The organism is Azospirillum sp. (assembly GCF_035627195.1).
Lineage (GTDB): Bacteria > Pseudomonadota > Alphaproteobacteria > Azospirillales > Azospirillaceae > Azospirillum.
Window position 1 is genome coordinate 1 of the sequence record NZ_DASPMG010000278.1, and the last position, 17,170, is coordinate 17,170.

Below are 17,170 nucleotides of genomic sequence, written 5' to 3' on the forward strand. Positions count from 1 at the left end.
GCGGCGCCATAGACCACCGCGAACACCGCCAGCGACGCGAAGCCCGCCGGCAGCGCCAGAAGCAGCAGCAACGCCACCGGCAGGCCGAGCACGGTCATCGCCCCCACCGCGCGTATCGAGCGCCGGCTTGCCAACAGCCACACCGCCACGCGGCCGGCGACCTGCGCCGGACCGACCACGGCGATGGCGCCGACCACCGTCGCCGCGTCGTAGCCGCGCTCCAGCAGCAGCGGGTAGAGGTGGAAGGTCAGGCCGGAGAAGACGCCGTAGTACACCGTGAAGGCGACCGCCAGCCCCCAGAACGCCGGCCGGCGCAATGCCCAGCCCACCGCCTGCCGTCCGGCCATCGGCGCCGCGGCCGGGGCGGGCGCGTCGGCGTCGGCGTCGATGGCCAGCCGGTTGGGCAGGGCCGCGAACAGCAGGGTCAACCCCGCCAGGGCCAACAGCGTGCCGCGCCATCCGGCGTGGTCGATCAGCAGTTGGATGAGCGGCACGAAGACGGTGCTGGCGAAGCCGCCCCACAGGGTGAGCGCGGTGATTCCGGCGCGCGCGTCGGCGCCGTAGCGCCGCGCCACGACGGCGAAGGCCGGCTCGTACAGCGTCATCGCCTGCGCCAGGCCGATGCCGGCGAACAGCGGGTAGAGTGTCCACAGCCCGCCGGCGAACGACCACGCGCACAGCAGCAGGGCGGCCAGGAGCGCCCCTCCGGCCATGACGGCGCGACCCCGCCCCCGGTCGATGGCCGCCCCCACCGGATAGGCGGCGAGGCCGGCGACGACCAGTCCCAGCGTCGCCGCCCCGTACACCGCCGGTTTGCCGACGCCGAATTCCGCGGCCATCGGCCCGGCCAACAGCGGGAAGCTGTAGTAGAGCGTGCCCCAGGCGACGATCTGTCCGACACCCAGGGCGGCGACGAACCGCCGCCGGCTCCAGCGTCGCCCCCAGCCCGGTCCAGGGCGCGGCGTGGTGTCGGCGGCGGCGTCCATCAGGCGACCTTCGCGCAGCAGCCGGAAGGCTTTGCCGGCGCCGGGGCCGGCGTGCCGCAGCATCCGGCTGCCGTCGTCTCGCCTTCGGCAAGCAGAGCGTCGGTGCTGCACACGCCGGTTTCCGGCAGCACGAGGTGGACGTCGCGCGCCGCCTCGTGGTCGCCGGCGATCTCCGCCATCACGGAGCGCACCTGCTCGTACCCCGTCGCCATCAGGAAGGTCGGGGCGCGACCGTAGCTCTTGCCGCCGACGATGTAGAAGTTGGGTTCGGGGTGCGCCAGTTCCTCCACCCCATGCGGCGGAACGGTGCCGCAGGAGTGCAGGTTGGGGTCGATCAGGGGGGCCAGCTTCGGCGGCGCCTCCACCAGCGGATCCGGATCGACCCGCAGCTCACGCAGGATGGACAGGTCGGGGCGCAGGCCGGTGGCGACCACCACGCGCTGCACCTCCACGACATGGGGCTGCCCGCCCAGGCGCCCGACGATGCGCAGGCCGTCGGTGGCGGGCTCGACCCGCTCGGCGGCGTAAGGGCTGAGCAATTCCAGCCGGCCTTCCTCGATGGCCTTGGTGGCGGCGACGCCCAGCGCGCCGCGCGCCGGCAATTGGTCGTTCAGGCCGCCGCCGAGCAGCCGCGCCAGCCGGTTGCGGCGCAGCGCCCACAGCACCCGCGTGCCCGGCGCCTCGTCCTGCAATGCCAGCAGGTCGAGCACCACGTTCATCGCCGAATGCCCGGAGCCGACCACCAGGACCGTCGCCCCGGCGTAGGCCCCGCGCGCCGCACCCCGCACGTCGGGGATGCCGTAGGCAATGCGGTCGGTGGCATCGCGCTCGCCGGGCACCGGCAGGCCGTCCACGCCCATCGGATTCGGCGTGAACCACGTGCCCGAGGCGTCGAGCACGGCGCGCGCCGCTGTCCGCTGCTCCACGCCATCGCGGTCGCGCCAGCTCACCACGAGGGGGGCGGCGGCGCGGCCGGGCGTGGTGAGCTTGTCGAGGCCGGCGCGGGTGATCGCCAGCACCTCCGCCCCCAGGCGCAGGTGCGGTGCGATGGCGGGGTGCGCGGCCAGCGGCTCCAGATAGTCGCGAACGATCCCGCCGCCGGTGGGCAGGGCGTCGTCGTCGGGCGCCGTCCAGCCGGACTCCTCCAGAAGCGCGCGGGCGGCGGCGTCGATGTTGTAGCGCCAGGGCGTGAAGACGCGGACGTGCGCCCAGTCCCGCAGGGAGGCGCCGACGGCGGCGCCCCGCTCGAACAGGACGGGTGTCAGGCCGCGCCGCACGGCGTGCGCGGCGGCGGCGAGGCCGACGGGACCGGCGCCGATGATGGCGACCGGGAGATCGGCGGGAAGATCGGAGATGGAGCGGTCGGACATTCTCGGGGGCCTCCTTACACCTTGGTTGTCGATGCCTCGATGGGCAATGCATGAAGCCAAAAAAAGGGGCTCAGGAACAGCAGCCGCCGGACGGCGGATCCGTGACGCGCTTGCTGTCGACGAGGATGCCGGTGATTTCCATCCAGGCATCGACGGCGACCTTGAAGGCTTCCCGGCCACGGTCGGTGAGCGTGTAGACCTTGCGCTCGCGGCCCGACACCACCTCGGCTTCCGAGGTGACGTAGCCGCCCTCCTCGAACTCGCGCAGGGCCGGATAGATGGTGCCCTCGGTCGGCGAGCAGCAGCCGTTGGTGGTGCGCTCCACGGCGCGGGCGATGTCGTAGCCGTGCATCGGCCGCTGGTGCAGGACGCTGAGGATGAAGAACTTCGACAGGCTCATCTTGATCGTGCCGTTCCAGTAGGCCCGGCTGGTCAGGTCCGGGGCGGGCTTGGAAACGGGACGGGGGCGTGAGGCTGCGGTGCTCATGGCGATCCTATATACCTTGGTGAGCGATGCATCAAGGGGAAACAGCGCGGTTTGCGCGCATCAGAACGGCTTCCGGATCTCCTGCGCAACGTCGTAGCGGCTCACGCCCATGTCGCGCAGCATGCGGTCGTCGAGGCTGGCCAGTTCGTTGCGGACCCGGCGGCGCTCCATCAAGGCCTTCACCCTGGAGAGAGCGGTCGTGAGGACGGGCAGCGTGCGCGCCAGCGTTTCCCAGAGCGCTTCGAGCGTGGTGGCTGGCGGGGTGCTGCGTAAATGGAGATGCTTAATCATGGGGGACTCCGTTGCTGCCGCCTTACCCCTCGATGGGCAAGGCATGGCTCAACCATATACCTTGCCGACCAATGCATCAAGGGGGAAAGGCCGACGGCAGCTGGAACAAGCACCGGCACGACCGAACTCCGGCATTCCTCGGAACAGATGGCAGACGGCTCCAACCGCCTACGTCTTCAGAAGGGGGGCAACGCGCGAGAAACTGTAACATGGCGTGCGTATGGTCGCGCCCATCGCAACCAGCCACGAACAGTTCCATGCACCGTCCGACAACCCAGAGCCGCCCGCTGTACTGCACCTGCTGCGGCCGGCCGTTCCATCGCCCCAGCCTCCGTGGCCCGGCGCCGCTCTACTGCTCCGACGATTGCCGGACGCAGATGCGCGTGCGGGCGCGCGTGTGGGGGAAGCGGGCGGATGTCGGGTTTCAACCCAACCTACGGAGACGTGCCGCGTAGGTTGGGTTGAGCAAAGCGAAAACCCGACGACAGGACGTTACGGCGCGTCGAAGTCGATGACGACGCGTTCGGTCAGGGGGCGCGACTGGCAGGTGAGGACGTAGCCGGCCTCGACCTCCCAGGGCTCCAGCGAATAGTTCTGCGCCATCTCCACCTTGCCCTCGACCACCTTGGCGCGGCAGGTGCAGCACACGCCGCTCTTGCACGAATAGGGCAGGTCGGCGCCGGCCCGGTGGGCCGCGTCCAGGATCACGTCGGTGCCGTAGGGCAGGGCGAAGCGACGCTGCTTGCCGTCCAGAACCACCGTTACGTCGCAGGCGTCGGTCAGCGCCTCTACGGGCTGGTGCTGCTGCACGGGTGCGCGGCGGGTGGTGTCGATGCCGGTGGTGAACAGTTCGACGTGGATGCGGTCGGGCGGGGTGCCGTGCTCGATCAGGGTGGCGCGCACCGTCTCGATCATGCCCTGCGGCCCGCAGACGAAGACGGCGTCGAGGTCCGCGGGATCGACCAGCGTGCGGCAGGCCTGCTCCACCAAGTCCTTGTCGATGCGGCCGGAGAGCAGGCCGGACTCGTCCGGCTCGCGGCTCAGCACGTGGTGCAGGCTGAGGCGGGAGAGGTAGCGGTCCTTCAGGTCCTCCAACTCCTCGCGGAAGATGATGGAGGGCACGGTGCGGTTGCCGTAGACCAGCACGAAACGGCTCTTCGGCTCGCGCGCCAGCACGGTCTTCAGGATCGACATGACCGGCGTGATGCCGCTGCCGGCGGCGAAGGCCAGGTAGGTGCGCGATGCGTTGGGATCGACGGGGACGGTGAAGCGGCCCATGGGCGTCATCACGTCCAGCGCGTCGCCGGACTTCAGCGCCTCGTTGGCCCAGGTGGAGAACAGGCCGCCGGGCACCTGCTTGATCGCCACGCGCAGCTCGCCGTCGTCCACGCCGGAGCAGATGGAGTAGGAGCGCCGCACCTCCTCGCCCCCGATGTGCGTGCGCAGCGTCAGGTACTGGCCGTGCGCGTAGGTGTAGGCGTCGCGAAGATCGTCGGGGACGGCGAAGGCGATGGAGACGGTGTCGTCGGTCTCCCGCCGCACGTCGGCGACGGCGAGGGAATGGAATTTGGGCGTCATGGACTCTGCCTTCCTGAGGGGGCGGCTCTTAAATGCATTTGAAGGAATCGAAGGGTTCCAGGCAGGAGCGGCAGCGGTGCAGCGCCTTGCACGCGGTGGAGCCGAAGGCGCTGACCAGCTCCGTCTCGGTGGAGCCGCAGTGCGGGCAGGCGACCGTCTCGTCCGGCGCCACCAGGGCCCGCTTGCCGGCCCCGCGGGGCGGCGGGGCGATGCCGGATTCGGCCAGACGGGCGCGGCCCTCCTCGCTGATCCAGTCGGTGGTCCAGGGCGGGAAGACGGCCGTTGTCACCTCGGCGTCGTGGAAGCCGGCCATGTTCAGCGCGCGGGTGACCTCCAGCGTGATGATGCCGGTGGCCGGGCAGCCGGAATAGGTGGGCGACACGGCGACGCGCAGCCGGCCGCCGTCCGCCACCTCCACCGCACGAATCATGCCCAGGTCGACGACGCTGAGCACCGGGATTTCCGGGTCCATGACGGTGCGCAGCGCGTCCCACGCGGCGCGCACCGCCGGGCCGGCGCCCGGTTCCGGTCCCCAGACGGCCGGGTGGTCGGTCACCAGGTGTAGGGGCATGCCGTCACCACGTGGCGCCGGGGTAGGCGCGCTGCAGGTACTGCATCTCGGCCAGCAGGTAGCCGAGCTGCTCGCCGTGGCGGCCCTGGCGCCCGCCGGTCTGGCCGACCACGGCGGGGCGTGGCGGCAGCGTGGCCTCCGCCAGCACGCCGTCCACACGCGCCTCCCAGGCCGGACGCAGGCTTTCCGGATCGGGGGCGATGCCGGCGGCGGTGAGGGTGCGTTCCACCTCGTCCGCCTCAAACATTTCCGGTGTGAAGCGCCAGAGGCGGTCGAAGGCGTCGGCCATCCTGGCGTGGCTCGCGTCGGTGCCGTCCCCCAGGCGCACGACCCATTCGGCGCTGTGGCGCAGGTGGTAACGCTTCTCCTTTACCGCCTTGGCGGCGATGCCGGCGAGATTGGCGTCGGTGGAGGCCGTCAGGCGCTCGTACAACTCCAGCGCCCAGGCGTCGTGGAGGAACTGCCGCGCGATGGTGTGGCCGAAGTCGCGGTTGGGCTGCTCGACCAGCAAGTGGTTGCGGTAGTCGAAGACGTCGCGGTGGTAGGCGAGGCGGTCCTCGTCGCGGCCCTTCCCCTCCACCTCTCCCGCATAGGTCAGCAGCATCCGGGCGTGGCCGACGAGGTCGAGCGCCAGGTTGGTCAGCGCCACGTCCTCCTCAAGCTCGGGCGCGTGGCCGCACCATTCGGACAGGCGGTGGCCGAGCACGAGGCTGGTGTCGCCCAGGCGCAGCAGATATTGGAACAGGGCGTCTTGCTGGGTCATGATTCGGCGCCCGCTCAGATGTTCTTCACGTCATCGGGGATGTCGTAGAAGGTCGGGTGGCGGTAGACCTTGTCGTCGGCCGGCTCGAAGAAGGATTCCTTGTCGCCCGGCTCCGACGCGGCGATCGCCGCAGCCGGCACCACCCAGATGCTCACCCCTTCGCCGCGCCGCGTGTAGACGTCGCGCGCGTTCTCCAGCGCCATGCGCGGGTCGGCGGCATGCAGGCTGCCGACGTGCTTGTGGCTGAGGCCGTTCTTGGGGCGGATGAACACCTCGAACAGCGGCCATTCGTTGCGGGCCATGGTCTCGTTTCCTCGTGTTCGTTTCTTTGTAGGTTGGTTTGAGCCGCAGGCGAAAACCCAACGTGTCTGCCGTGTCGGCGATGTTGGGTTTTCGCTGGCGCTCAACCCAACCTACGGGGTTCGGTGGATCAGCCGGCCTTCCTCATGGCGCGCGCCTCGCGCTTCTTCGCGTGCGCCAGGGCGGCCTCGCGCACCCAGGCACCCTCGTCCCAGGCGTCGCGGCGGGCTTCCAGGCGTTCGCGGTTGCAGGGGCCGTTGCCCTTCAGGACCTGCTCGAACTCGGTCCAGTCGATGGCGCCGAACTCGTAATGGCCGGTCTCGGCGTTGAAGCGCAGTTCCGGGTCGGGGACGGTGAGGCCCAGGTACTCGGCCTGCGGCACCGTGGCGTCGACGAAGCGCTGGCGCAGTTCGTCGTTGGAGAAGCGCTTGATCTTCCACGCCATGTTCTGGGCGGAGTGGGCGGAGTGCTCGTCGTTGGGCCCGAACATCATCAGGGACGGCCACCACCAGCGGTTCAGCGCGTCCTGCGCCATGCGCTTCTGCTCGGCCGTGCCCTTGGCGAGCGTCAGCATGATCTCGTAGCCCTGGCGCTGGTGGAAGCTTTCCTCGCGGCAGATGCGGACCATGGCGCGGGCGTAGGGGCCGTAGGAGCAGCGGCAGAGCGGCACCTGGTTCATGATCGCCGCACCGTCCACCAGCCAGCCGATGGCGCCGATGTCGGCCCAGGTCAGCGTGGGGTAGTTGAAGATGCTGGAGTACTTGGCCTTGCCGCTGAGCAGCTGCTGCACCAACTCGTCGCGCGAGACGCCCAGCGTCTCGGCCGCGCTGTAGAGGTAGAGGCCGTGCCCGCCCTCGTCCTGCACCTTGGCCAGCAGGGCCACCTTGCGGCGCAGGCTGGGCGCGCGGGTGATCCAGTTGCCCTCCGGCAGCATGCCGACGATTTCCGAATGCGCGTGCTGGGAGATCTGGCGGACCAGCGTGCGGCGGTAGCCGTCTGGCATCCAGTCGCGCGGCTCGATCTTCTCCTCGGCGTCTACCCGCTCCTGGAACCGACGCTCCAGCTCACCCTTGTCCTGGGTCAGCGGTATCACGTCGCCTTCCGGCTTCTGGTCCAGGCCCTGCGTGTACATCCAGCGTCCCTCCCGCATTCCCGACTGCTTTGTTCGGCCATAGCCTGCGACAAAGTGACACGTCTTGCAACAGGCTTCTGCTGAAATTGTATCGCTTTGCCGCAGGTCAAGCCTCCGGCGCGCGCGGACGCGTGGCGTCCCCGCCCGAACAGTGGCTGCGGAAGCGGGGCTTAAACGCCCTTGGTCAGGCCGCCGTCGGCGTCCACGGCGGCCCCCTGGAGGTAGCCGGCGCGGGGCGAGGCCAGAAAGCAGGCGAGGCGGCCGATTTCTTCCGGCTTGCCGAAGCGGCTGACGCCCAAGGTCTTCAACAGGGCGGCGGCCGCATCCTCGCGCGTGATGCCCTGCGCCTGCGCGGTCGAATCGAGGCGGCGGGTCAGGCGGTCGGTCGCGATGAAGCCGGGATTGATGGCGTTCACCCGCACGCCGTCGCGGGAACCCAGGTCCGACAGCGCCTTGGTGAAGCTGAGGAGCGCCGAGTTGACCGAGCCGACGATCATCGCGTTCGGCATCGGCGTGCGCGAGGCAACGCCGATGATGGTGACCACCGCCCCGCCGGATGCTGCGAGGTGCGGCCACGCGGCGCGGCACATGCGCACCGTGCCGTGGAACTTCAGCGCGAAGCCGTCCTGCCAGTCCGCGTCGGTCAGCGCGAACAGGTTGCCGTGCGTGGTGGCGCCGGCGCTGTTCACCAGCACGTCCAGCCGGCCGAAGGCCGCCACGGCCCGGGCGACCACGTCGTCGGCCGCGCCGGCGTCGCGCAGGTCGGCGGGGATGGCGATGGAGCGCCGGCCGGTTTCGGCCGCGATGGATTCCGCGGTGCGGGCGGCGGTGTCGGCGTCTCGGCCGACCAGGATGGTATCCGCGCCCTCGCGCGCCAGTTCCAGCGCGGTGGCGGCGCCGATGCCGCGGCTGCCGCCGGTGACCAGCGCGACCTTGCCCTCCAGCCCGAGGTCCATGGGACTACGCCGCCGCCGGATGCTTGCGGAAGACGGAGGACTGGCTGGCGATCTGGTAGACGCGCTCGATGTGGTCGGCCAGAAGCGCGCAGGCTTCGTCGGGCTTGCGGGCGACGACCAACTCCATGATGCGCTTGTGGTCCTCGTGCACCTGCTGGGGCACCTGAACCTTGGGCAGGTAGAGGCGGCGGTAGCGGTCGGCCTGGTCGTACAGCAGCTCCTGGAAGCGTTCCAGCCAGGGGGAGTTGGCGCCCAGGTTGAGGGCGCGGTGGAACTCGCGGTGGCGCTGTTCCCACTCCGCACGCACGGCCGGGTCCTTGCCGGCCAGCCGTTCCTCGACGCGGGAGAGGCGGTAGTAGGCGGCGACGACGGCGGATTCGAACTCCTCGTCCGCGCGCTCGATGGCGGCGCGGAGTGCGGCGCACTCCACCAGCTTGCGCTGGTTGGTGACGTCGCGCAGGTCCTCCAGCGACACCGGCGGGATGCGGAAGCCGCGGTTCTCCTCGCTGATGACGAAGCCTTCGGAGGTCAGGCGCGACAGCGCCTCGCGGATGGGTGTGGGGCCGATGTCGTAGCGGGCGCGCAGCGCGTCGATGCGCAGCCAGCTGCCGGGCTCCAGCCCGCCAGACAGGATGTCCTCGCGCAGGGCGTGGTAGGCCTGCTGCACCAGGGTGCGGGCTTCCGGTTTCGACGGGTCTGCGGCCACGGGAGGAGTCCTTTTTCTAGCCGTGCATAGGCAATATGGCATTTGCGGAAATGGCGGACAAGATCATCGGCCGGGAGCTGGATTATCGATTTTGCCGTTATGGTTTTTGGCCGCGCCGGCAGGCCAAGGCCCAGCGGAAGGGCACGTCGAGCACCTGCATGCCGGGTTCCACCTTCACCACGCAGGCGTACTCGCGCTTCAGGGCCGGGTCGCCGGGCAGGCGGTAGGTGGTGGCGCACTCCCCGCAGGCACCCACCCGGCAGCCGCAGCCGGCGAGGTACGGCCGCCCCGCCTTGCGCAGCGCGTTCAGCAGGGTGACACCGGCCGGCACCGCATGGACGGTGCCGAGCACGGTGATGGGGACGAGGTCGTCCGTATCGTCGTCGGTGGTTTCGTCGGTCATGGGGCTGGCCTGAAAGCCCCTCCCCCAGCCCCGCTGGGGGAGGGAGGGGCCCGCGAAGCGGGAGGGTGGGGGCTGCGGCCTTCGTGGCGGGCGGGGGGCGGCTGGCGGGGCCGGTGCGGATCAGAAAATCAGAGATTGAGAGATGAAGAGAGGTTCGATTAGGCCGTGGCGTTGTGCGGAGTTGATCCTGTCGCAAGATCTCTCTGTCTCTCAGTCTCTGATTTTCTGATCCGTACTGATGCCGTCAGCTGATGCGCCGATGATTCTCGGCAGCAACCAGCCCCCACCCTCCCACGCTTCGCGTGGGTCCCTCCCTCCCCCGCCAGGGGCAGGGGAGGGTTTAAGCTTTAAAGAGGATCAATCGCCGGAACCTTGGCTTCTTCGCCCGCGGCGGCCGGTTCGAGCGGCACGGGCGGGGTGGCGTACTGGCCGAAGCTGGGGGGGAGCGGCTGGCCCCAGTAGACGCCGGGGCCGCGCTCCTCTTCATTCCATGTCACCGGCTGGTAGTCGGGGGCGAAGACGAGATAGCCGCCGGAATAGACCTCGATCCGGTTGCCGCCGGGCTCGTAGGCGTAGAGGTAGAAGGCCTGTGACAGGTTGTGGCGCGACGGACCGGCCTCGATGTAGATGCCGTTCTCGCGGTAGAGGTCGGCGGCGCGCAGCACGTCGTCGCGGTTGTCCACCCACATGCTGAAATGGTGCAGGCGGCCGCTGCGCCCCTTGGCGGCGGCGTCCTTGACGTAGGCGATGTTGTGGTGGATCGGCGTCACGCTCATCCACGAGCCGATCTCGGTCTTGCCCTCGTTGAACAAGACCTGCTCCCGCAGCTGGAAGCCCAGCGTGTCGATCATGAACTCCCGGTTCTTCTCCACGTCGCCGCACAGGACGGCGAGGTGGTCGATGCGCTTCACGCCGACGCCGCGCCCGGTGAAGCGCGCGGGCTGGTTCTTCAGGGCCGAGCGCATCTCGTCCAGCGGCGCGTAGCGCTGCTGCTCGAAGAAGATCTCCATCGGGTGGCCGTCGGGATCCTCGAAGCGGAAGGTCCGGCCGAAGCCGAGGTCGCCGTCGCACCAGCCGCGGCCCAGCCCCTGCGCCTCGATCGCGGCGGCGCGGCGCTCCAGCGCCTGGGGGCTCACCACGCGCCAGCCGATGCGGGCGATGCCCGGCTGCTTCGCCGCCGTCAGCTTCAGCGAGTAGGTCTGATAATCGCCGTAGCAGCGCAGATAGACCGAGTTGCCGGTGCGGTGCACCTCCTCCATCCCCAGCACGTCGTGGAAGAACCACAGGCTCTCCTCCGGCTTGGGCGTCAGCAGTTCGACGTGGTCGAGATGGGCGATGTCGAGAATCGGTTCGCGGGCGTCGGCGGCGGTGGGCATGGGCGGGGCTTCCTCCTGGAACGGGACGCGCGCCTGTGCCGGCGCGTTCTGTCGGTCGTTATGCCCGCACTCTAAGCGGGGTGATCCAGCGATGTCAAACCGAATCATCGATAATTCTGTGTTGCGCCGACAATCCACCTCCGTTATCGTTTCCGTCATCGAGGGGGGACGGGGCGCCACAAGCCCCGCGACGGAACCACAAACGGGAAAACCGCATGTCCGCCGGACTGATCGCCACCGCCGTGGTCGCGCACACGCCGCGCATCGGCATCGAGGAGAACGCGCCGCCGTTCCAGCACGGCCTGATCCGTGGCCTGCGCGAGTTGGGCCGCGACCTGCGCGCCATGAAGCCGGACCTGTTCGTCCTGCAGTCCGCGCACTGGGTGTCCACCTTCAACTGGTACGTCACCGCGCACGCCGTGCACGAGGGCGTGTGCATCGCCGACGAGGCACCTGACCTGATCCCCGGCGTGCCCTACCGCCGCGCCGGGGACCCGGAGTTCGCGCGGGCGTTGGCCGCCGCCATGCGCGACGGCGGCATCCCCGGCAACGCCACGGACAGCGAATACCTGGCCTGGGACTACGCGTCCTACGTGCCGCTGAAGTACCTGGACCCGGAGGCCGAGGTGCCGGCGGTGATGCTGCCGACGGTCATCTGCTCCGACCTCACCGAGAACCGCCGGGTGGCGCGCATGGTGCACCAGACCGCCCGGGCGCTGGGCAAGCGCGTCGTCTACCTGTCCAGCTGCGCCTTGTCGCACGCGGTGGAGCGCGGGCCGGAGCGCTGGCCGACGCCGGAGCGCATCGACATGGACCGCCGCTTCATCGAACTGGCCACCGCCGGACAGGTGCGGGAGTTGCTGGACTGGAGCCCCGTCTACTGCCGCGCCGCGGTAGCCGAGATGGGCGGGCGGACGATCAGCGGCATGCTGGGGGCGGCCGAGGTGCTGGCCCTGGAACACGGCGCCGTCACCGGGCGCCAGTACGGCGACTACGCGCAAAGTTCCGGCAGCGGCAATGCCAACATCTGCCTGACCCCCGCCGCCTGACGCGGGATTTGAAAAGACGGGAGAGCGACGTGAGCACCAAGGAAGAGTACGAGAAGATCTACACCGACCTCATCGGCTTCGTGCCGCCGCGCATCCAGCAGCGCATCCGCGCCGGGCTAGAGTGCGATCCGGAGCTGCTCGACATGGTCGAGAAGATCCGCGAGAAGGCCATGTACCCGGCGGACATGGATGTCAAGGTGGCGCAGATGATCCTGTTCGGAATCCTGCTGTCGCATGTGGCGCCGGCCGCCGAATACCATGGCCGCGCCGCCATGCGCGCCGGTGCGACCAAGAAGGAGCTGCACGACGTGGCGGGCCTCGCCTTCCTGTTCCGGGGCCTGCCGGCGTTCAACCTGGCCGGCGAGATCCTGAACAAGATCTACGATGAGCAGGCCGCTGCCGCTCCGGCTGCTGCCGAATAACGACAAAACCAATCCGGTGGCCGGCCAGCGCGCCGGTCCGCCAACGCTCCTGTGGGAGGAGATGTCCATGACCAGCACGCGCTTTGTGGGTGCGTTCGCCGGTGTCCTGTTCGCGGCGACCGCCGCGCAGGCCGCCGACCCCGTCAAGATCGGCCTGATCCTGCCGTTCTCCGGCCCGTTCGCCGACTATGGCCGGCAGATCGACAACGGCATCCAGCTGTACCTGAAGCAGAACGGCGACACCGTGGCCGGCCGCAAGATCGAGCTGATCCGCAAGGACTCCACCGGTCCGGCCCCGGACATCGTCAAGCGGCTGGCGCAGGAACTGGTGGTGCGCGACAAGGTCGACCTGCTGGCCGGCTTCGGCTTTACGCCCAACGCCTTCGTCGGCGCGCAGATCGCTACCGACGCCAGGAAGCCGATGGTCGTCATGAACGCGGCGACGTCCAGCATCACGGCCAAGTCGCCGTACGTCGTGCGCTTCTCCTTCACCCAGGCGCAGATCAATGAGCCGTTCGGCGCCTGGGCGGCGCGCGGCGGCGTGCAGTCGGTCTACACCATCGTGTCCGACTACGGCCCCGGGCACGATGCCGAGGCCGCCTTCAAGAAGGGCTTCACCGCGGCCGGCGGCAAGGTGGCCGGCGAGGTGCGCGTGCCGCTGAAGAGCCCGGAGTTCTCCGCCTACATCCAGAAGGTGAAGGACACCAAGCCGGAGGCGGTCTTCGTCTTCCTGCCGGCGGGCGAGCAGGGCAACGCCTTCGTCAAGACGTGGCGGGAATACGGCCTGCCGCAGGCCGGCGTGAAGCTGCTGGCGGCCGGCGACCTGACCGACGACGGGCTGATCGAATCGCTGGGCGACGCCGCGCTGGGGCTGATCACCAGCTTCCACTACTCCTACGCCCATGATTCGGCGGTGAACAAGGCCTACACGGCGGCGTACGAGCAGGCGTTCCCGCAGGTGCGGCCGAACTTCATGTCGGTGGCCGGCTACGACGGCATGGCCGCCATCGCCGCCGCCATCAAGGCGCAGGACGGCAGGGTCGACCCGGACAAGACGGTCGAGCTGCTGAAGACCACGAAGATGGAAAGCCCGCGGGGGCCGATCTCCATCGATCCCGAGACCCGCGACATCGTGCAGACCGTCTACATCCGCAAGGTCGAGCGGGTGGGCGGCAAGCTCGTCAACGTCGAGTTCGACAAGATCGAGCAGGTCAAGGACCCCGGGAAGTGATCCGTACCCGCATTCGGGAATAGGGAAGGCTGACCCATGTTGGAGAGCGTTCTGGGCGTCCTGTTCAACGGGGTCGCCTATGGGGTGTTGCTGTTCCTGATGGCCGGCGGGCTGTCGGTGACCATGGGCATGATGGGGTTCGTGAACCTCGCCCACGGCGCCTTCGCCATGCTGGGCGGCTATCTGGCGGTGACGCTGATGGGGGCGGCGGGCTGGCCGTTCCTGGCCACGTTGCCCGCCGCCTTCGCCGCCACCGCCGCCGTCAGCGTGGTGGCGGAGCGCACGCTCTACCGCCGCCTGTACCGGGCGGGGGAGCTGGACCAGGTGCTGTTCACCATCGGCCTCGTCTTCATGTCGGTGGCCGGCGCCACCTTCGTGTGGGGGCCGTCGCAGCAGCCGGTGCAGATGCCGCCGTACCTGTCGGGGCAGGTGTCCCTGTTCGGGTTCGAGGCGAGTGCGTACCGGCTGTTCCTGATCGTCGTCAGCGGCATCGTCACCGCCGCGCTGGTCTTCGGGCTGGAGCACACGCGCTTCGGCGCCCAGGTGCGCGCGGCGGTGGACAACCGGCGCATGGCCTATGGGCTGGGCATCGACGTGAATCTGGTGTTCTCCGCCACCTTCGCGGTGGGCAGCGGGCTGGCCGGGCTGGGCGGCGCGCTGGGCATCAACCTGATCGGCCTGGATCCGGCGTTCCCGATAAAAAACATGGTGTACTTCCTGCTGGTCGTGTCGGTGGGTGGGCTGGGGTCCATCAAGGGCACGCTGGTGGCGGCGCTGCTGCTGGGCATCTGCGACACGGCGGGCAAGTACTATGTGCCGGAAGCCGGCGCCTTCACGCTGTACGCCGTCATGGTCGGCGTCCTGCTGTGGCGCCCGGCCGGCCTCTTCGGACGGAGGTAGGGCCGTGACCGCGACCCCAATGACCGCGACAACTGAAAACGACCAACCGGCGGGAGCCAAGGCCATGGCCACGTTCGTTCGCGCCGAGAACCCTGTCTCATCCGTCCTGGACAAGGGCCGCTGGCGGGCACCGGAGATCGCCTTCTGGGCCTTCGCGGCCGGCGCGTTCTTCCTGTTTCCCGACCATTTGATGCTGGGTGCCCAGGTGCTGATCACCGGGCTGTTCGCGCTGTCGCTCGACCTGCTGGTCGGCTACACGGGGCTCGTGTCGCTGGGCCACGCGGCTTTCTTCGGCGTGGGCGCCTACACCGCCGGCCTGCTGGCGCAGGCCGGGTGGGGGGAGCCGTTCAGCGGGCTGGCCCTGGCGGCGCTTGCGGCGGCGGTCGTCGGATACGCCAGCAGCCACCTGATCGTGCGGGTGCACGGCATCGCCATGCTGATGATCACCATGGGCGTCACCATCCTGCTGCACGAGCTGGCGAACCGCCTGTCGTGGATCACCGGGGGCGACGACGGGCTGCAGGGCGTCACCATGGCGCCGGTCTTGGGGCTGTTCGGCTTCGACCTGTTCGGGCGGACCGCCTACCTCTACACGCTGGGCGTGGTGTTCGCGATGTTCTGTCTGGCGCGGGGGCTGGTGAACTCGCCCTTCGGCCTCAGCTTGCGCGGCATCCGCGAGAACGGGCGGCGCATGCCGGCGATCGGTTCGCCCATGCGCACCCGCATCCGCACCGTCTACACCATGTCGGCCGCACTGGCCGGCGTGGCGGGGGCGCTGCTGGCGCAGACCACCGAGTTCGTCTCGCTGGAGGTGCTGAGTTTCCAGCGCTCGGCCGAGGTGCTGATCATCCTGATCCTGGGCGGCACCGGGCGCCTGTACGGCGCGCTGATCGGGGCGGCGGTCTTCATGGTGGGACGCGACCTCCTGGCCTCGGCCAACCCGCAATACTGGTTCTTCTGGCTGGGCCTGATGCTGGTGCTGGTGGTGATGTTCGCCCGCGGCGGCATCCTGGGCGGGCTGGAGAACCTGCTTCGCCTCGTTCAGCGCCGGGGGAACGTCCGATGAGCAGCGCGGCTTTGGCCACCGAAGGCCTGTTCATGAACTTCGGGTCGCTGGCGGTGACCCGCAACGTCACCTTCTCCCTGCCCGTGGGCGCGCGGCACGCGCTGATCGGCCCGAACGGGGCGGGCAAGACGACCTTCATCAACCTGCTGACCGGCGTCTACCGGCCCAGCGCCGGCCGCGTCCTGCTGGGCGGCGCCGACGTGACGGGCACGGCGGCCGACCAGCGGGTGAAGCGCGGCCTGTCGCGCACCTTCCAGATCAACACGCTGTTCCCCGACCTGACGCCGCTGGAGGCCGTCACGCTGGCGGTGTGCGAGCGGCGGGGCCTGGGCGGCGCGTGGCACTTCGGCCTGAAGCGATGCCGCACGCAGGTGGAGGAAGCCTACGCGCTGTTGGAGCGGCTGGGGCTGGGCAGCGACGCCACCCGCCGCACGCGCGAGCTGGCCTACGGCCGCCAGCGCCTCGTGGAGATCGCGCTGGCGCTGGCGGCGGAGCCCAGGGTGCTGCTGCTGGACGAGCCGGCGGCCGGCGTGCCGGCGCGCGAGAGTGCCGAGCTGTTCGAGGTGATTTCCGCCCTGCCGGGCGACATCGCAATCCTGTTCATCGAGCACGACATGGACCTCGTCTTCCGCTTCGCCGAGCGGATCACCGTGCTGGTCGCCGGCGAGGTGCTGTGCGAGGGCACGCCCGACGAAATCGGCGAGGACCAGCGCGTGCGCGACGTCTACCTGGGGAGTGGCGGACATGCCTGAGATGCTGCTGGAGGTCGCGGACCTCGACGCCGGCTACGGCGACGCGCTGGTGTTGGAGGGGGTGAGCTTTTCCATGGCGCCAGGCGACACGCTGGCGTTGCTGGGCCGCAACGGCATGGGCAAGACGACGCTGCTGGCCACGCTGATGGGGCACACGCGCGTGCGTGGCGGGTCGGTGAAGCTGCTGGGGCGCGAGCTGCTGAGCTTGGCCCCGCACGCCCGCGCGCGGGCCGGACTGGGCTGGGTGGCGCAGGAGCGCGACATCTTCCCCTCGCTGACGGTGGAAGAGAACCTGACCGTGGCGGCACGCCGGGGGCGGTGGGATGTGGAGGCGGTCTACGGCCTGTTCCCCCGCCTGAAGGAGCGGCGGCGCAACATGGGAAACCATTTGTCGGGCGGCGAGCAGCAGATGCTGGCGCTGGGCCGCGCGCTGATGACCAACCCGTCGCTGCTGCTGCTGGACGAGCCGATGGAGGGCCTGGCCCCCGTGATCGTCGAGGAGATCCAGGCCTGCATCCGCCGCATGGTGGAGGAGGAAGGGATGGCGGTGATCCTGGTGGAGCAGCACGCGCACTTGGCGCTGCGGCTCACCCGGCACGCGGTGGTGCTGGAGCGCGGGATGGTGGCGCACGCCGCGCGCAGCGCCGACCTGCTGGCGGATCATGCAACGCTGGACCGCCTGATCGGCGTGCGCAACGGCGGGCAGGGGCGCCGGCCCCCGGCGGCGGAGGGGATGGGGGCGGTGGCGTGAGGGGCGGAAAGTCCAAATTATGCAACGTGTTGCCCCCTCCCTAACCCTCCCCCGCTGCGCAGGGGAGGGAACTCCGCCGC

General features: G+C 69.7%; 20 protein-coding genes. 7 read left to right on the forward strand and 13 right to left on the reverse strand.

The window, feature by feature from the left end; genetic code table 11:
• The 13 genes from VED21_RS25665 to VED21_RS25725 form a co-directional block, all read right to left on the reverse strand.
• A partial coding sequence (locus tag VED21_RS25665) for an MFS transporter (protein ID WP_324887404.1) occupies positions 1-1,049 on the reverse strand: 1,049 nt, incomplete at its 3' end.
• A complete protein-coding gene (locus VED21_RS25670) occupies positions 986-2,356 on the reverse strand; it encodes an FAD-dependent oxidoreductase (protein ID WP_324887406.1) in 1,371 nt (456 codons plus the stop codon). The genes VED21_RS25665 and VED21_RS25670, both read right to left, overlap by 64 nt.
• 70 nt (positions 2,357-2,426) lie before the next feature.
• A complete protein-coding gene (locus VED21_RS25675; RefSeq protein WP_324887409.1) occupies positions 2,427-2,843 on the reverse strand; it encodes a PadR family transcriptional regulator in 417 nt (138 codons plus the stop codon).
• 60 nt (positions 2,844-2,903) lie between these two features.
• Positions 2,904-3,134 carry a DUF1127 domain-containing protein gene (locus tag VED21_RS25680; protein WP_324887411.1) on the reverse strand — a complete coding sequence of 77 codons (231 nt, stop codon included), beginning with the start codon at positions 3,132-3,134 and terminating at the stop codon, positions 2,904-2,906.
• 492 nt (positions 3,135-3,626) lie between these two features.
• Positions 3,627-4,712: a 1,2-phenylacetyl-CoA epoxidase subunit PaaE gene (paaE, locus tag VED21_RS25685; protein WP_324887413.1), complete on the reverse strand. Its 1,086-nt coding sequence runs from the start codon at positions 4,710-4,712 to the stop codon at positions 3,627-3,629.
• A gap of 28 nt (positions 4,713-4,740) precedes the next feature.
• Complete coding sequence (gene paaD, locus VED21_RS25690) at positions 4,741-5,283, reverse strand: 1,2-phenylacetyl-CoA epoxidase subunit PaaD (RefSeq protein ID WP_324887415.1); 543 nt, start codon at positions 5,281-5,283, stop codon at positions 4,741-4,743.
• Between the two features lie 4 nt (positions 5,284-5,287).
• Positions 5,288-6,046, reverse strand: a complete 759-nt coding sequence (gene paaC / locus VED21_RS25695) for a 1,2-phenylacetyl-CoA epoxidase subunit PaaC (RefSeq protein ID WP_324887417.1) — start codon at positions 6,044-6,046, stop codon at positions 5,288-5,290.
• 14 nt (positions 6,047-6,060) lie between these two features.
• Complete coding sequence (paaB, locus tag VED21_RS25700; protein ID WP_324887419.1) at positions 6,061-6,348, reverse strand: 1,2-phenylacetyl-CoA epoxidase subunit PaaB; 288 nt, start codon at positions 6,346-6,348, stop codon at positions 6,061-6,063.
• A 128-nt stretch (positions 6,349-6,476) separates the two neighbouring features.
• Positions 6,477-7,478, reverse strand: a complete 1,002-nt coding sequence (gene paaA, locus VED21_RS25705) for a 1,2-phenylacetyl-CoA epoxidase subunit PaaA (protein WP_324887420.1) — start codon at positions 7,476-7,478, stop codon at positions 6,477-6,479.
• Positions 7,479-7,648: 170 nt separating this feature from the next.
• Positions 7,649-8,434 carry an SDR family oxidoreductase gene (locus VED21_RS25710; protein WP_324887422.1) on the reverse strand — a complete coding sequence of 262 codons (786 nt, stop codon included), beginning with the start codon at positions 8,432-8,434 and terminating at the stop codon, positions 7,649-7,651.
• A 4-nt stretch (positions 8,435-8,438) separates the two neighbouring features.
• Positions 8,439-9,140 carry a GntR family transcriptional regulator gene (locus tag VED21_RS25715; RefSeq protein WP_324887424.1) on the reverse strand — a complete coding sequence of 234 codons (702 nt, stop codon included), beginning with the start codon at positions 9,138-9,140 and terminating at the stop codon, positions 8,439-8,441.
• 97 nt (positions 9,141-9,237) lie between these two features.
• Positions 9,238-9,543 carry a 2Fe-2S iron-sulfur cluster-binding protein gene (locus VED21_RS25720; protein WP_324887426.1) on the reverse strand — a complete coding sequence of 102 codons (306 nt, stop codon included), beginning with the start codon at positions 9,541-9,543 and terminating at the stop codon, positions 9,238-9,240.
• Between the two features lie 347 nt (positions 9,544-9,890).
• Positions 9,891-10,919 carry a catechol 2,3-dioxygenase gene (locus VED21_RS25725; protein WP_324887428.1) on the reverse strand — a complete coding sequence of 343 codons (1,029 nt, stop codon included), beginning with the start codon at positions 10,917-10,919 and terminating at the stop codon, positions 9,891-9,893.
• A 215-nt stretch (positions 10,920-11,134) separates the two neighbouring features.
• Between VED21_RS25725 and VED21_RS25730 the strand changes: the two genes are divergently transcribed.
• The 7 genes from VED21_RS25730 to VED21_RS25760 all read left to right on the forward strand — a co-directional run bounded on the left by VED21_RS25730 (position 11,135) and on the right by VED21_RS25760 (position 17,090).
• Positions 11,135-11,968 (forward strand): hypothetical protein, encoded by an 834-nt coding sequence (locus VED21_RS25730; protein WP_324887430.1) that lies wholly within the window; start codon positions 11,135-11,137, stop codon positions 11,966-11,968.
• 29 nt (positions 11,969-11,997) lie between these two features.
• Positions 11,998-12,390 carry a carboxymuconolactone decarboxylase family protein gene (locus VED21_RS25735; protein WP_324887432.1) on the forward strand — a complete coding sequence of 131 codons (393 nt, stop codon included), beginning with the start codon at positions 11,998-12,000 and terminating at the stop codon, positions 12,388-12,390.
• Between the two features lie 67 nt (positions 12,391-12,457).
• Positions 12,458-13,621: an ABC transporter substrate-binding protein gene (locus VED21_RS25740; RefSeq protein WP_324887434.1), complete on the forward strand. Its 1,164-nt coding sequence runs from the start codon at positions 12,458-12,460 to the stop codon at positions 13,619-13,621.
• A gap of 36 nt (positions 13,622-13,657) precedes the next feature.
• Positions 13,658-14,521: a branched-chain amino acid ABC transporter permease gene (locus VED21_RS25745; protein WP_324887436.1), complete on the forward strand. Its 864-nt coding sequence runs from the start codon at positions 13,658-13,660 to the stop codon at positions 14,519-14,521.
• A gap of 64 nt (positions 14,522-14,585) precedes the next feature.
• The gene (locus VED21_RS25750) at positions 14,586-15,587 is read left to right on the forward strand and encodes a branched-chain amino acid ABC transporter permease (protein WP_324887438.1); all 1,002 of its coding nucleotides are present in this window, start codon (positions 14,586-14,588) and stop codon (positions 15,585-15,587) included.
• Complete coding sequence (locus VED21_RS25755) at positions 15,584-16,339, forward strand: ABC transporter ATP-binding protein (RefSeq protein WP_324887440.1); 756 nt, start codon at positions 15,584-15,586, stop codon at positions 16,337-16,339. The genes VED21_RS25750 and VED21_RS25755 overlap by 4 nt, the downstream gene beginning before the upstream one ends.
• Positions 16,332-17,090 (forward strand): ABC transporter ATP-binding protein, encoded by a 759-nt coding sequence (locus VED21_RS25760; RefSeq protein WP_324887442.1) that lies wholly within the window; start codon positions 16,332-16,334, stop codon positions 17,088-17,090. Before VED21_RS25755 ends, VED21_RS25760 begins: the two co-directional genes overlap by 8 nt.
• Positions 17,091-17,170: the final 80 nt, after the last annotated feature.

Coding starts and splice junctions, on each gene's coding strand:
- VED21_RS25675 (WP_324887409.1), bottom strand. CDS start 2,843: ATGAGCACCGCAGCCTCACGCCCCCGTCCCGTTTCCAAGCCCGCCCCG.
- VED21_RS25720 (WP_324887426.1), bottom strand. CDS start 9,543: ATGACCGACGAAACCACCGACGACGATACGGACGACCTCGTCCCCATC.
- VED21_RS25680 (WP_324887411.1), bottom strand. CDS start 3,134: ATGATTAAGCATCTCCATTTACGCAGCACCCCGCCAGCCACCACGCTC.
- VED21_RS25740 (WP_324887434.1), top strand. CDS start 12,458: ATGACCAGCACGCGCTTTGTGGGTGCGTTCGCCGGTGTCCTGTTCGCG.
- paaD (WP_324887415.1), bottom strand. CDS start 5,283: ATGCCCCTACACCTGGTGACCGACCACCCGGCCGTCTGGGGACCGGAA.
- paaE (WP_324887413.1), bottom strand. CDS start 4,712: ATGACGCCCAAATTCCATTCCCTCGCCGTCGCCGACGTGCGGCGGGAG.
- VED21_RS25760 (WP_324887442.1), top strand. CDS start 16,332: ATGCCTGAGATGCTGCTGGAGGTCGCGGACCTCGACGCCGGCTACGGC.
- paaA (WP_324887420.1), bottom strand. CDS start 7,478: ATGTACACGCAGGGCCTGGACCAGAAGCCGGAAGGCGACGTGATACCG.
- paaC (WP_324887417.1), bottom strand. CDS start 6,046: ATGACCCAGCAAGACGCCCTGTTCCAATATCTGCTGCGCCTGGGCGAC.
- paaB (WP_324887419.1), bottom strand. CDS start 6,348: ATGGCCCGCAACGAATGGCCGCTGTTCGAGGTGTTCATCCGCCCCAAG.
- VED21_RS25750 (WP_324887438.1), top strand. CDS start 14,586: ATGGCCACGTTCGTTCGCGCCGAGAACCCTGTCTCATCCGTCCTGGAC.
- VED21_RS25755 (WP_324887440.1), top strand. CDS start 15,584: ATGAGCAGCGCGGCTTTGGCCACCGAAGGCCTGTTCATGAACTTCGGG.
- VED21_RS25710 (WP_324887422.1), bottom strand. CDS start 8,434: ATGGACCTCGGGCTGGAGGGCAAGGTCGCGCTGGTCACCGGCGGCAGC.
- VED21_RS25745 (WP_324887436.1), top strand. CDS start 13,658: ATGTTGGAGAGCGTTCTGGGCGTCCTGTTCAACGGGGTCGCCTATGGG.
- VED21_RS25725 (WP_324887428.1), bottom strand. CDS start 10,919: ATGCCCACCGCCGCCGACGCCCGCGAACCGATTCTCGACATCGCCCAT.
- VED21_RS25670 (WP_324887406.1), bottom strand. CDS start 2,356: ATGTCCGACCGCTCCATCTCCGATCTTCCCGCCGATCTCCCGGTCGCC.
- VED21_RS25730 (WP_324887430.1), top strand. CDS start 11,135: ATGTCCGCCGGACTGATCGCCACCGCCGTGGTCGCGCACACGCCGCGC.